Raw genomic sequence first — 13,774 nt, forward strand, 5'->3', positions numbered from 1 at the left:
GGCACGAAAGCAGGGACGGCAGGCGGCACGAACGAATCATGTGCGGAACCAACCAGGTGACCCGTTCAAAGCCTCCGCGCCGCAAGTGGCCACCCCTTCATCGGGCAACGTCCGGGAGTTGGAAACCCTGGCCCCGGCCTTCATCTGCTGGTACGTCCAGCGCCCCTTCAGCACAGACGTGGAAGAGGTGCTGGCGAGCCTGAAGCTCTTCTTCCGCTTCTACCCTGAGTCTGGTGAAAAGCGTTCCATCACTGCCCTCGACCCGGCCGAGGTCGCAGCAAGATTGGCGTCCCTCATCATCCATACCGTCTATGAAGGCATCGTGGCCACCTATTCGCTGACGACGTTCCTGCGCTTTCTCCACGATTCCGGCCGGTGGTCCGGCAAGCCGGAATCGTACCGGGCAGTAAGCGGCATCCTGACGGACATCATCTGCCTGGACATGCGCTCGGCACCCGGCGGCGCGGAGACGGCTAACGTCGCCACGACTGCCCCCGCTGGCTAGCTCCCCGAGTGCGCCTGAAGGAAGCTGTACACCTCGGTCTCGTCCACACCGGGGAAGGCCCCGGGCGGCATGGCGGCCAGCAGGTGCGAATGGGCACGCGCGGAAGGCCATGCATTACCGGCCCAGTGCGACGCAAGCTCGGCTGGCGGTCGCTTGCAGCAGTTTGGATCCGGGCAGGTGGACTTGGCCCTTGCCGTCGTCTCCCGCCCCCGGAACCATTTCACGTGCTGGTACGGGACCCCGATGCTCAGCGAAAACTCCCCGGTGGCGGAGCGTTCGGTGCGGGCGGTGCACCAGTAAGTCCCCGAGGGCGTGTCGGTGTACTGGCTGTAGGCACTGAATTTGTCCGGGACGTCGAACACTGCCCGGGACGTCCACGCCTTGCATGACGGCTGGCCCTCGATGGCGCCGGTGTGGTCCTGGGGGAACGCCACGCCGTCGTTCTCGTAGGCCTTGTAGATGATCCCGCTCTGGTGGGTCTTCTGGAAGTGCGTGGTGATGCCCAGGTGCTGGGTGGCCAGGTTGGTAAACCGGTGGGCGGCCGTTTCGTAGGACACGGCAAAAGCATCGCGGATGTCTTCCACCGCGATCTCCTTGGCGGCCTTGGCCTTGTGCAGGAATTCCATGGCGGCCTGCTCGGGGAGCAGGAGTGCGGCGGCAAAATAGTTTGTTGCCACGCGCTGGGCCAGGAAGTCGCCGTAATTCTTCGGGGTTTCATGGCCCAGGACGTAGTGGCCCAGCGCCTGCAACAGCACCGACCGGGGGTCATGGTCCGTCCGCTGGTTCTGGGTGAGGTAAATTCTGCGGTTCTTCAGGTCGGTCACGGACCGCGTTGAATGCGGCAGGTCACCCACGTGGTGGAGCGTGAATCCAAGATTCTCGGCGATGTCCGCGATGACGTGCTGACTGAGCGGACCGGCGGCGTAGCCCACGGCCTTAAGGACCTTCTGCGCCTCGGCCTCGTACTCCGGGAAATAGTTGCCGCGTTCACGCATCATCGCCCGCAGTTCGCCATTCGCCCGGCGGGCTTCCTCTGGGGTGGCCACCTGCTCGTTCATCTTGCGTTCCAGCTCATGCAGCAGGCCCACCTGGGCCTCCAGCACATCCAGCGGAAGCCGCGAACTGATGCGGATTTTGGGCAGGTTCAGCGTCTCGTACAGCGGGCTGCGCTGGTAGCGTTCCAGCTCGATCTCCAGGGCAGCTCGGCGGCTGGGCGGCTCGGCACCAAGAAGCTGGTCGATGCTGACGTTGAGCGCGGAGGCCAGGTGCTGGAGCAGCCCCAGCTTGGGTTCCCGCTTTCCGTTCTCGATCAGGCTCAGTTGGCTGGGCGCCGTGCCGACGGCGGCGCTGAGGTCATCGAGGGTCAGTCCAGCCTGCTTGCGCAGATGCCTGACCCGCCGGCCGAGGCTGATGACGTCCAGGCCGGCGGACGCGGCGGAGGGTGCTTGCGGCGTGACTTCTCTGTTCCAGCTTCCAGGCGTCATTTCTGAAGGATACGTGAAGAAGTGCATTTCTTTCCATACTTTTTCTCTAGAAAGGTGCTTGAAAGTGCTGAAAAGTAGTGATCACGGAAAGAAACACCGCACCGGAAGCCGGCGGGAACTGCAAAGGCGCAGTTCCCGCCTACCGATTCCGGAGCTCAATCAAGGAGATCAACGATGACTGCAGCATTTGAGCCCACCCAGCAGACGCCCGCAGAGCAGGCCGCCGCCCTGGAGCTCGAGTGGGCCGCCAACCCGCGCTGGGAAGGTGTGACCCGGGACTACAAGGCTTCCGATGTCGTCCGCCTCCGCGGCCGCGTCTCCGAAGAGCACACCCTGGCCCGCCGCGGCTCGGAGAAGCTGTGGAAGCAGCTCACCGAAGAGCACAAGACCGGCGGCTACACCAACGCCCTCGGCGCCCTCACCGGCAACCAGGCCGTGCAGCAGGTAAAAGCCGGCCTCCGCGCCATCTACCTCTCGGGCTGGCAGGTCGCAGCCGACGCCAATAACTCCGGCCACACCTACCCGGACCAGTCGCTCTACCCGGCCAACTCGGTTCCCACGGTGGTCCGCCGCATCAACAACGCCCTCCTCCGGGCGGACCAGATCGAGTTCTCCGAAGGCATCCAGACCGTCGAGGACTGGATGGTCCCGATCGTTGCTGACGCCGAGGCAGGCTTTGGCGGGCCGCTCAACGCCTACGAACTGATGAAGTCCATGATCCAGGCCGGCGCCTCAGGCGTTCACTGGGAGGACCAGCTCGCGTCCGAGAAGAAGTGCGGCCACCTCGGCGGCAAGGTGCTGATCCCCACCCAGCAGCACGTCCGCACCCTGAACGCGGCCCGCCTCGCAGCCGACGTCGCCGGCACCCCGTCCGTGGTCATCGCCCGCACCGACGCCGAGGCAGCCACCCTGATCACCTCCGACGTCGACGAGCGCGACCAGGAATTCATCACTGGCGAGCGCACCGCCGAAGGATTCTACAAGGTCCGCAACGGCATCGAACCCTGCATCGCCCGCGCCAAGGCCTACGCCCCGTACTCCGACCTCATCTGGATGGAAACGGGCACCCCGGACCTCGAACTTGCCCGCAAGTTCGCCGAGGCCGTCAAGGCCGAGTTCCCGGACCAGATGCTCTCCTACAACTGCTCGCCGTCGTTCAACTGGCGCAAGCACCTGGACGACGCCACCATCGCCAAGTTCCAGCGTGAACTCGGCGCCATGGGCTTCACGTTCCAGTTCATCACCCTGGCCGGTTTCCACGCCCTGAACTACTCGATGTTCGATCTCGCCCACGGCTACGCCCGGGAAGGCATGAGCGCCTACGTCGAGCTCCAGGAGAAGGAATTCGCCTCCGAATCCCGCGGCTACACCGCAACCAAGCACCAGCGCGAAGTCGGCACCGGCTACTTCGACGACATCGCCACTGCGCTCAACCCGAACGCATCCACCCTCGCACTGGTCGGATCGACCGAAGAGGGCCAGTTCCACTAAATCTTTCCCAAGTAAGTAGCAGTAGGTGTCGTTTTGAGGGCTCAAAACGACACCTACTGCTACCCAGATGGGCCATGCACCAGGAGACCGAGATGAACAGCTTCACTGACAGTTTCACGATCAATGGAATCACCATGACTGCCCAGCCGATTTGCCGGCAGGACGAAGTGCTGACACCGGATGCCTTGGCTTTCATTGCCAAGCTGCACAGGACGACGGCGGCCCGGCGGCAGGAGCTGCTGCAGGCACGCCGGACGCGGCGGGCGGAGATCGCTGCCGGGCAGGACCCGCGGTTCCTCCGCGAGACCGAGGAAATCCGCAACGACCCGTCCTGGCGCGTCGCTCCCCCGGCCCCGGGGCTGGAGGACCGCCGCGTGGAAATCACCGGTCCGGTGGACAAGAAGATGACCATCAACGCCCTGAATTCCGGGGCCAAGGTGTGGCTCGCGGACATGGAGGACTCCTCCACCCCTACCTGGCGGAATGTCATCAAGGGCCAGCTGAACCTCACCGATGCCCTGGAGCGGCGCATCGACTTCACCTCCCCCGAGGGCAAGGAATACAAGCTCCGCCCCGCCGGCGACCTCCCCACCATCGTGGTCCGCCCCCGCGGCTGGCACCTGCCCGAGAAGCACATGCTGATCGACGGCGAACCCATCGCCGGCGGCATCGTGGACTTCGGCCTGTTCTTCTTCCACAACGCCCGCCGCCTCCTGGCCCAGGGCAAAGGCCCGTACTTCTACCTGCCGAAAATCGAGAACCACCTCGAAGCCCGCCTGTGGAACGACATCTTCATCCTGGCCCAGGACCTGCTCGGCATTCCGCAGGGCACCATCCGCGCCACCGTGCTGATCGAAACCATCACCGCGGCCTTCGAAATGGAGGAGATCCTCTACGAACTGCGGGACCACGCCGCCGGACTCAACGCCGGCCGCTGGGACTACATCTTCTCCCTCATCAAGAACTTCCGCACCCGCGGCCCGCGCTTCGTCCTGCCGGACCGCAGCCAGGTGACCATGACCCAGCCCTTCATGCGGGCCTACACCGAACAGCTGGTCCGTGCCTGCCACAAGCGCGGCGCCATGGCCATCGGCGGCATGGCCGCAGCTGTCCCCAACCGCAAGGACGAAGCCGCCAACACCAACGCCCTCGAAAAGGTCCGTGCGGACAAGACCCGCGAGGCCAACGACGGCTTCGACGGCTCCTGGGTGGCCCACCCTGACCTGGTGCCCGTTTGCCGCGAGGTGTTCGACAGCATCCTGGGCAGCAAGCCCAACCAGCTGGACCGCACCCGCGAGGACGTGGTCCCCGACGACCGGGCCCTCATCAACGTTGCCGCCACCACCGGCACCATCACCGAACAGGGCATCCGGAACAACATCGAAGTGGGCATCCGCTACATCGAATCCTGGCTCCGCGGCAACGGCGCGGTGGCCATCCACAACCTCATGGAGGACGCCGCCACCGCGGAAATCTCCCGCTCGCAGCTCTGGCAGTGGATGTTCGCCAGCGCCATCACGGACCGCGGGGAAATCGTCACCCACCACTGGATCGAGGAACTCCTGGACGAGGAATTCGCGCGGCTGGAACGCTTCGACGGCGACCGCTTCGAGGACGCCCGCGACATCTTCGAGGAGGTCACCATGGCCCGGGACTTCCCGTCCTTCCTCACCCTGCCCGCCTACGCGCGGTACCTGACAGAGGCCCGCGAGAAGGCCACGGTCGAGGAACTCGCCGCCGCATAACCAGAATTCCGTTCGCCGGGCCGGCACGCCCTCCGCAACAGGCCCCTCCGAAATCCGGAGGGCTGGCCCGGCGACGGAACACCCCCCGGACGCTCTCTCACTTGATGCAGGAAATTCCCGATCGCTCTCTCACTTTCCCCAGGAAAGTGAGAGAGCGATCGTCGTTAAGCGGCATTAAGTGAGAGAGCGTCCCTTGGAGCGGAAGGACGTACGACGGCGGCGCCTGGCTCAGCGGCCCTTTGGCACCTGCCGCACGGAGAGGGCAGTGCTGGCAAAGAACGTCAGCACGGACGCCAGGATCACCAGCAGGGCCGGGGTCCAGGAGCCGGAGGCGTCGTGGATGAAGCCCAACAGCGGCGGGGCGGCAGCTCCGATTGCGTAGCCGGCGCCCTGCACCACGGCGGACATGCGTCCTGCCGACGCCTGGTCCCTTGCCAGCCGGATGATGGCGATGAAGATGACGGTGATGCCGCCGCCCTGGGCGATGCCGCCGGCAATGGACCACAGCCACCAGAATCCGGGTGCCAGCAGCAGACCGGCGGGCACGGTAATCCACAGGACACCCAAGGTGACCGCCAAGGACGTCATGCTCATGTATTTGGCGGCAAACGGCACTCCAAGACCGCCCACGATGGCGAGGATCTGGAAGATGGAGGAAGCTGCGCCGGCCTCGGTTGCGGACATTCCCAGCTCGTCGTTGAGGTAACTGGGCAGCCAGGCCGTCACCCCGTAATAGGAAAACGCCTGCCCGGCGAAGCCCGCCGTCAGCCCGGCAGTGATCCACCGCGAGCCCCGGACGGGCGCCAGGCTGCTGTCCGCTGCACTTTCGGGCGAGACGAGGAATGCGTTTCGCCCACCCACTGCCAGGATCCAGAACGCCACCGCTGCCACCGCCAGGACCGCCACCGATCCCAGCGCGAACCTCCACCCCGCCACGCCGGCCAGCGGTGCCGTGGCCACCGACGTCAGGAACGAGCCGATGTTCAGGGCTGCCGTGTAGACGCCCATCGCAGTCCCCTGCCGGGCCGGCGCGAAGTCGCGGCGGATAATCAGGGGCACCGCGATATTGCCTACTGTAATGGCCAGGCCGAGCACCACCGTGCCGGCCATCACCAGGACCGGCCCTCCCGAGGAACGGACCAGGACGCCGGCCAGCACTCCAAGGATGGTCAGCGTCACTGCGAACTCAGCGCCGAACTTCCTGGCTGCCAATGATGCCAGGGGTGCGGCCAGGGAAAAGCAGAGGATCGGGATGCTGGTCAGCAGCCCCAGCATCACCGGCGAGAACTTCAGGTCGGCCTGCATCAGGTCCACCACCGGGGCAACGGCTATGAACGGTCCCCGAAGATTAAGCGCCAGCAGGCCGATGCAGGCCAGCAGGATCCAACTGGAGGGAACCCGGGCGAGGATCCGGCCGCTCACAGGGCCAGGGACCGGTCTGGGGGTGGTTTCATCACTCCCATTGCTATCACGCCCGGCGGTTCAGCGGTTCCAGGCGTCCCCGCAGGACCTGCTGCCTTACGATGAACTTCACGCCAGAGAGACCCGGGACGAAGGACACCGCCATGCAGCACCGCCTCGCCATCCTTGATGACTACCAGGATGTAGCCCATGGTTTTGCCGACTGGGCAGCCCTGGAAGCGGAGGGGGTCAGCGTTGTTACCTACCGTGAACCTTTCGCCTCGGCCGAGGCCCTGGTGGCCGCGCTGGCGGATGCAACCATTGTGGTTGCCATGCGCGAGCGGACCGCCTTTCCGCGCGAAGTGCTCGAGAAACTTCCCGGCCTCCAACTCCTGGTAACCACCGGGATGGCGAATGCCTCCATTGATGTTGCCGCGGCTGCCGAGCAGGGCATCACCGTCTGCGGAACTCCGGGTTCGCCCACCGCCGCTCCCGAGCTGACGTGGGCACTCCTGCTGGCCATCGCCAGGAACCTGACAGCCGAGGAGAACTCCCTGCGCGCCGGTACCTGGCAGACCTCGGTGGGATTCGAGCTGGCAGGAAAAACCCTTGGTGTTGTGGGACTTGGCAAGATCGGGCGCCGCATTGCGGCCTACGGGCAGGCCTTCGGGATGGAGGTGCTGGCCTGGAGCCAGAACCTGACGGCCGGGGCGGCGGAGGAGGCCGGTGCGCGGCTGGTGTCCAAGGAGGAGCTGTTCCGCCAGTCCGACGTCGCCACGCTCCACCTCCGGCTCTCGGCACGCTCGGAGAACATCGTGGGTGAACCGGAGCTGCGCCTGCTGGGACCCGAAGGCATCCTGGTCAACACCGCCCGGGGCCCGCTGGTCAACCAGGACGCACTGCTCAGGGCCCTCAGCGAGGGCTGGATCCGGGGGGCGGCCCTGGACGTGTTCGACCAGGAACCGCTGCAGGCCGGGCATCCGCTCCTCACCGCACCCAACACGGTGCTCTCGCCGCACCTCGGCTACGTCACGCGGGAAAGCTACCGCCAGTTCTACGGCGGGGCATTCGAGGATGTCACCGCCTGGCTGGCCGGCGCCCCCGTCCGGACCATCACGCCGTAGCCGGTCTTCAGCCCGCCATGGCGTTCCCCGCGAGGGTTGCCTCGATAACCGCCGGGGAAAGGACATGCTGGGTCACCAGCTGGCTGGCGCCGAGGATCGCGGCCTTGTCCCCTGCATGGGACAGCCCGATCCGGAGCTGCGACGTGGCAAGGGGCAGCGAGCGCCGGTAGACAACCTCCCGGACGCCGGCCACCAGGTGCTCGCCCGATTCCCCGATGCTCCCGCCGATGACGATGACCGACGGGTTCAGGAGGTTCACCACAGTGGCGAGCACATCGCCCACGTCCCGGCCTGCCTGGCGCAGTGCCTGGACAGCCTGCTGGTTCCCGTGGGCCACCAGGCTGACCACGTCCGCCCCCGTCGCCGCTTCCAGCCCCTCGCTGCGAAGGCCAGTGGCAATGGCGGGTCCTGACGCGAGGGCTTCGAGGCAGCCATGGTTGCCGCACCGGCACAGGACGTGGTCCCCCCGGGGGACGCGGACATGTCCAAGGTCGCCGGCCGTGCCGTTGGCACCGCGCTGCAGCTGGCCGCTGCTGATGATCCCCGCGCCGATGCCGGTGGCCACCTTCACGAAGATGAAATTGTCCTGGTCCGGCCAGTGGGCGGTTCGCTCACCCAGCGCCATGATGTTGACGTCGTTGTCCACCAGCACGGGGACCGGCAGCGAGCGCTGGACAAACCGGACCACATCGAACCCGTCCCAGCCGGGCATGATGGGCGGCTTGACGGGGCGGCCGGTGTCATGCTCCACGGGTCCGGGCAGCCCGATCCCCACACCCGCCAGGTCCGCCACGCCGCGGGATGCCGACGCCAGAAGTTTCGCCGCCTCGCGGACCACCAGCCCCAGGACCTTCTCCGGCCCGCCCGCCACCTGCTGGTCCACCCGCCGTTCAGCGAGCACCGATCCGCCCAGGTCCGTGACGGCCAGCGCCACATGCGTGGCTCCGACGTCCACCGCCAGCACCACGCGGGCGGCCGGGTTGAAGGCAAAGCGCGACGGCGGCCTGCCGCCGCTGGAGGTTGCCTCACCTGCCGGGCCAACAAGTCCGGAAGAGATCAGGGCATCGATCCGGGCGGCCACGGTGGACCTGGCCAGGCCTGTAATGCCGGCCAGCTCAGCGCGGGTGCGGGCCCTGCCATCCCGCAGCAGCTGGAAGATGTCGCCGGCGCGCCCCGGCAACGCCTGGGCCTCGGCGGAAACCTGCCGACCGGTCGTCTTGTTCATAGGACATGGATAGCAGATCCACTTATTTATGTCACGGCAGCAGCTTTTGCTTGACGTTCGGCAAAAGTACTCCTAGCTTTGCAGGTAGACCTGCATCACACTTGCCGGTACGGCCAAGCAACCAGGAGACACCTTGTCCTACTCAATTCAGCTCTACACCCTGCGCAACGCCATCCAGGAGGACCTGGCAGGGACAATCCGCAGGGTGGCGGACATCGGCTTTACCCAGGTGGAGCCCTACAACTTCGTGGCCACCGCAAAGGAACTGGGGGCCGCCCTGAAAGAGAACGGACTGACGGCACCGTCCGGCCACGCACCGCTGCTCAGCCAGGACCAAGACCAGATCTTCGCGGCGGCCAAAAGCCTGGGCATCACCACGGTGATCGACCCGTTCATCCCCGCCGACCGCTGGCAGACAGCTGAGGACATCCAGGCCACGGCAGCGGCATTGAATGAAGCCGCCAAGAAGGGTGCCGAATACGGCATCCGGGTTGGTTACCACAACCACCAATGGGAACTGGAGTCCACCATTGAGGGCCGGACCGCCCTGGAATACTTCGCCGGCCTGCTCGATCCGGAACTGGTCCTTGAAGTGGACACTTACTGGGTGGCTGTCGGCGGGCAGGACCCCGTGGACATCCTCACCAGGCTCGGCGACCGGGTGAAGCTGATCCACATCAAGGACGGCCCCCTCACTACGGACACCAAGGCGCAGCAGCCTGCAGGCAGGGGACGGGTTCCCGTCCTCGACGTCATCGCCGCGGCCACTTCCCTGGAAGTGGGCGTGGTGGAATTCGATGACTATGCCGGGGACATCTTCGAGGGCATCGCGGAGAGCCTTGCCTTCCTCAAGGCCGCCGCAAGCACCGAAGGAGCCCAGGCATGAGCACCCCCTCCACGGCCAAGGGCCCGGTTGGCGTCGGCGTCATCGGCGCGGGCAACATCAGCAAGCAGTACCTGGACAACCTCACCACGTTCCCTGACCTGAAGGTCCACGTCATTGCCGACCTCTTCGAGGAGGCCGCCGAAGCCCGGGCCAAGGAATACGGAATCGCCGAGTGGGGCGGGGTGGCAAAGGCACTGCACCATCCCGACGTCGAAATTATCGTCAACCTGACCATCCCGGCAGCGCACGTCGAGGTGGCCACCGCAGCCGTCAACGCCGGCAAGCACGTCTGGACCGAGAAGCCCTTTTCCCTCGACCGCGACTCAGGGCTGGGGCTCCTCAAGACGGCCGACTCCGCAGGCCTCCGCCTGGGCTGCGCCCCCGATACCTTCCTCGGCGCAGGCCTCCAGACCGCGCTGCGCCTGATCCAGCGCGGCGACATCGGCACCCCACTGACGGCCATGACCACGTTCCAGACGCCCGGACCGGAGTCCTGGCACCCCAACCCGGCGTTCCTTTTCCAGTACGGGGCGGGCCCCCTGTTCGACATGGGCCCTTACTACCTCACCACCCTGGTCCAGGCATTCGGCTCCATCCGCAAGGTGGCCGCCGTCGGGTCCAAAGCCAAAGACGTCCGCGTCATCGGTTCCGGCCCCAAGGCCGGCGAGGAATTTACGGTGGAGGTCCCCACCCACGTCTCAGCGATGGCCCAGTTCGAAAGCGGAGCATCCTCCCACAGCGTCTTCTCCTTCGAATCCCCCCGCCAGCGGATGGGCTTCGTGGAGATCACCGGGACGGAGGCCACCCTTTCCCTGCCGGACCCCAACAACTTCGACGGCGACGTCAGGCTCTGGCGCGCGGGCGACGAGGACTGGACCACAATCCCGGCCACGGGGCCTGCGAACGGCCGCGGCATGGGCGTCCTGGACATGGCGCGTTCGATCCGCGCCGGTGTCCCGCACCGGGCCACAGGCGATCTGGCGTACCACGTGCTGGATGCGATGGTCTCCATCTCGGAGTCCGAGGTTTCAGGAACGTTCGTGGACGTGTCAAGCTCCGCACCGGCGTCGGCACCCCTGCCCGAAGACTGGGCACCGGAAGCCCTGACCCTCGGAGGCTTCGCATGAGCCCGGACGCAGGCACCACCGCGCCGCTGGGCGTGGCCATGATCGGCTACGCCTTTATGGGCAAGGCGCACTCCAATGCGTGGCGGAACGTCGCCAGCTACTTCGACGTCCCCGCCTTCGAGCAGAAGGTCCTGGTGGGCCGGGATGCCGCAGCCGTTGCGGAGGCCGCAGCCAAGTACGGGTGGGCCGAAACCGCCACTGACTGGCGGACTGTCCTGGACCGGGACGACATCCACATCATCGATGTGTGCGCACCCGGCTGGATGCACGCGGAAATCGCGATTGCCGCCCTGGATGCCGGCAAGCACGTTTTGCTGGAAAAGCCGCTGGCCAACACAACGGCCGAGGCTGAAGCAATGACGGCTGCCGCAGCACATGCCCGGTCCAAGGGCGTGCAGTCCATGGTCGGGTTCAACTACCGCAGGGTCCCGGCCCTCGCCCTGGCCAAAGAGCTCATCGTCGAGGGCAGGATCGGAACAGTCAGGCACGTCCGCGCCGCTTACCTGCAGGACTGGCTCGCGGATGACCAGGCGCCGATGTCCTGGCGGCTGAAGAAGGAAACCGCGGGCTCCGGCGCGCTCGGCGACATCGCCTCCCACGCGATCGACCAGGTCCTGTTCCTGCTCGATGACCGGGTCACGGAAGTCTCGGGCCGTGTGCACACTTTCGTGAACCGCCGCCCCGGCACGGGCGGTCAGGCAGGCGGGCTGGAGGACGTAACGGTCGACGACGCCGCCTGGGCTACGCTGTCCCTCGCCTCCGGAGCGATCGCCTCAGTGGAGGCATCCCGGGTGGCCACCGGCCGGAAAAACTCCCTCCAGCTCGAGGTTTTCGGCGACAAGGGAGCCCTCCGGTTCGACCTGGAAAACCTCAACGAACTCCAGTTCCTGGACGCCACCGCCCCCGCCCGGGAGCAGGGCTTCCGGAGGATCCTGGTCAGCGAGCCGGAGCACCCCTACGTGGATGCGTGGTGGCCGCAGGGCCACATCATCGGCTGGGAGCACACCTTCACGCACGAGGTGCGCGACTTCCTGCTGGCCGTCAGCTCCGGAACCGCGCCATCGCCGTCGTTCGAGGACGGACTGGAAGTCCAGCGCATCCTGGACGCGGTGGAGCAATCCGCCGCCTCCAACAGCACCTTGGTCCAACTCTCCCCCGCCGCAACCCCGGCAGCCGGCACAGCCGGTACCACCGAAGGAGCCTGACATGCCCCGCCCGTTTACCCTGTTCACCGGCCAGTGGGCCGACCTGCCGCTCGAGGAAGTTGCCAGACTCGCCTCGGGCTGGGGCTACGACGGCCTGGAAATCGCCGTCTCCGGAGACCACCTGGACGCCTGGCGCTGGGACGAGCCCGGCTACGTCGAGTCCAAGCTCGCCCTGCTGGAGAAGTACAACCTCAAGGTCTGGGCCATCTCCAACCACCTCAAGGGCCAGGCCGTCTGCGATGACCCCATCGACTTCCGCCACCAGGCCATCGTGGGGCCGAAGGTCTGGGGTGACGGCGACCCCGAGGGCGTCCGCCAGCGCGCCGCCGAGGAAATGCAGCACACCGCCCGGCTCGCCAAGGCACTCGGCGTGGACACCGTCGTCGGCTTCACCGGCTCCTCCATCTGGCAGTACGTCGCCATGTTCCCGCCCGTCCCGGAGAAGGTCATCGACGCCGGCTACCAGGACTTCGCCGACCGCTGGAACCCCATCCTGGACGTCTTCGACGAATGCGGCGTCCGGTTCGCCCACGAGGTCCACCCCTCCGAAATCGCCTACGACTACTGGACCACCGTCCGGACCCTCGAAGCGATCGGGCACCGGGAAGCGTTCGGCCTGAACTGGGACCCCTCGCACATGATGTGGCAGGGCATCGACCCGGTCTCCTTCATCTGGGACTTCAAGGACCGGATCTACCACGTGGACTGCAAGGACACCAAGGTCCGCCAGACAGGCCGCAACACCGTCATGGGCTCCCACCTCCCCTGGGGCGATCCCCGCCGCGGCTGGGACTTCGTCTCCGCCGGACGCGGCGACGTCCCCTGGGAAGCGTCCTTCCGCGCGCTGTCCGCGATCGGCTACGACGGCCCCATCTCGGTCGAGTGGGAAGACGCCGGCATGGACCGCCTCCATGGCGCCCCCGAAGCCCTCGCCGCCCTCAAAAAGTTCGACTTCCCGGCGTCGAACACCTCCTTCGACGCCGCCTTCAAGCAGTAACCGCGAAGAGTCGGCAGGGACGTAAAATCCCTGCATGACCTCTTCCATCCGAAAGGCAACAGCGGACGACGCCGGCGCGCTGGCTGCGCTGGCGGCCGTCACCTTTCCGCTGGCGTGCCCGCCGTCGGCGTCACCTGATGACATCGCAGCGCACCTTGCGAACACGCTCAGCGAACGGCACTTCCAGGACTACCTGGCCGATCCGGACACCACCATCCTGGTGATCGACGGCAGCGGGCTGCGCGGCTACAGCCTGCTGGTGAACCGGCCGGCCGAGGACCCGGACGTCGTTTCGGCACTGGGAATCATGCCGTCGGTGGAGCTGAGCAAATGCTACGTCCACCCTGAACACCACGGGCTCGGGGCGGCCTCCGAGCTGATGCACGCCAGCCTCCGGGCAGCGGCGGAAGCCGGCGGCCGGGGCGTCTGGCTGGGAGTCAACAGCCAGAACGCCCGGGCCATCCGGTTTTATGAGAAGTCCGGGTTCCGGAAAGTGGGTACCAAGTCGTTCCGGCTGGGCAGCGCGGTTGAACACGACTTCGTGCTTGAGCGGGAGGTTCCCTGAAGGACTGCCCGGCCGGTCC

At 66.4% G+C, this 13,774-nt stretch carries 12 protein-coding genes; 9 read left to right on the top strand and 3 right to left on the bottom strand.

Annotated features, from left to right (window positions below):
* The first annotated feature begins 85 nt into the window (after nt 1–85).
* Nucleotides 86–505, top strand: a complete 420-nt coding sequence (locus NFU08_RS07340; protein WP_174179995.1) for a hypothetical protein — start codon at nt 86–88, stop codon at nt 503–505.
* On the opposite strand, the gene NFU08_RS07345 is transcribed toward NFU08_RS07340, so the two are convergent.
* Complete coding sequence (locus tag NFU08_RS07345; RefSeq protein WP_251421865.1) at nt 502–2,016, bottom strand: XRE family transcriptional regulator; 1,515 nt, start codon at nt 2,014–2,016, stop codon at nt 502–504. The genes NFU08_RS07340 and NFU08_RS07345 overlap by 4 nt on opposite strands.
* Before the next feature lie 147 nt (nt 2,017–2,163).
* Between NFU08_RS07345 and aceA the strand changes: the two genes are divergently transcribed.
* Together aceA and aceB are read left to right on the top strand one after the other, a co-directional pair.
* Nucleotides 2,164–3,480 carry an isocitrate lyase gene (gene aceA, locus NFU08_RS07350; RefSeq protein ID WP_174179991.1) on the top strand — a complete coding sequence of 439 codons (1,317 nt, stop codon included), beginning with the start codon at nt 2,164–2,166 and terminating at the stop codon, nt 3,478–3,480.
* 92 nt (nt 3,481–3,572) lie between these two features.
* Complete coding sequence (gene aceB, locus NFU08_RS07355; protein ID WP_174179989.1) at nt 3,573–5,225, top strand: malate synthase A; 1,653 nt, start codon at nt 3,573–3,575, stop codon at nt 5,223–5,225.
* Between the two features lie 228 nt (nt 5,226–5,453).
* Here the strand turns inward: aceB and NFU08_RS07360 are convergent, their stop codons facing one another.
* A complete protein-coding gene (locus NFU08_RS07360; RefSeq protein ID WP_251421868.1) occupies nt 5,454–6,647 on the bottom strand; it encodes a CynX/NimT family MFS transporter in 1,194 nt (397 codons plus the stop codon).
* A gap of 143 nt (nt 6,648–6,790) precedes the next feature.
* Between NFU08_RS07360 and NFU08_RS07365 the strand changes: the two genes are divergently transcribed.
* Nucleotides 6,791–7,750, top strand: coding sequence for a D-2-hydroxyacid dehydrogenase family protein (locus tag NFU08_RS07365; RefSeq protein WP_251421871.1), 960 nt, complete (start codon nt 6,791–6,793; stop codon nt 7,748–7,750).
* Between the two features lie 7 nt (nt 7,751–7,757).
* Here NFU08_RS07365 and NFU08_RS07370 read toward each other — a convergent pair whose 3' ends face one another.
* Nucleotides 7,758–8,975 (bottom strand): ROK family transcriptional regulator, encoded by a 1,218-nt coding sequence (locus NFU08_RS07370; protein WP_251421873.1) that lies wholly within the window; start codon nt 8,973–8,975, stop codon nt 7,758–7,760.
* A 133-nt stretch (nt 8,976–9,108) separates the two neighbouring features.
* On the opposite strand from NFU08_RS07370, the gene NFU08_RS07375 reads away from it, so the two are divergent.
* From NFU08_RS07375 to NFU08_RS07395, 5 genes are read left to right on the top strand one after another with little or no spacing between them, the layout of a single operon-like run.
* Nucleotides 9,109–9,861 (top strand): sugar phosphate isomerase/epimerase, encoded by a 753-nt coding sequence (locus tag NFU08_RS07375; protein WP_251421875.1) that lies wholly within the window; start codon nt 9,109–9,111, stop codon nt 9,859–9,861.
* Nucleotides 9,858–10,988, top strand: a complete 1,131-nt coding sequence (locus tag NFU08_RS07380) for a Gfo/Idh/MocA family protein (RefSeq protein WP_251421878.1) — start codon at nt 9,858–9,860, stop codon at nt 10,986–10,988. Before NFU08_RS07375 ends, NFU08_RS07380 begins: the two co-directional genes overlap by 4 nt.
* Complete coding sequence (locus tag NFU08_RS07385; RefSeq protein WP_251421880.1) at nt 10,985–12,193, top strand: Gfo/Idh/MocA family protein; 1,209 nt, start codon at nt 10,985–10,987, stop codon at nt 12,191–12,193. The genes NFU08_RS07380 and NFU08_RS07385 overlap by 4 nt, the downstream gene beginning before the upstream one ends.
* 1 nt (nt 12,194) lies before the next feature.
* Entirely contained in the window at nt 12,195–13,190 is a 996-nt protein-coding gene (locus tag NFU08_RS07390; protein WP_251421883.1) for a sugar phosphate isomerase/epimerase, read from the top strand.
* A gap of 34 nt (nt 13,191–13,224) precedes the next feature.
* Nucleotides 13,225–13,755 (top strand): GNAT family N-acetyltransferase, encoded by a 531-nt coding sequence (locus tag NFU08_RS07395; RefSeq protein ID WP_251421886.1) that lies wholly within the window; start codon nt 13,225–13,227, stop codon nt 13,753–13,755.
* The last annotated feature ends 19 nt before the right edge of the window (nt 13,756–13,774 follow it).

The sequence above is a fragment of the Pseudarthrobacter sp. NCCP-2145 genome (assembly GCF_023708005.1).
GTDB classification, from domain to species: domain Bacteria; phylum Actinomycetota; class Actinomycetes; order Actinomycetales; family Micrococcaceae; genus Arthrobacter; species Arthrobacter oxydans.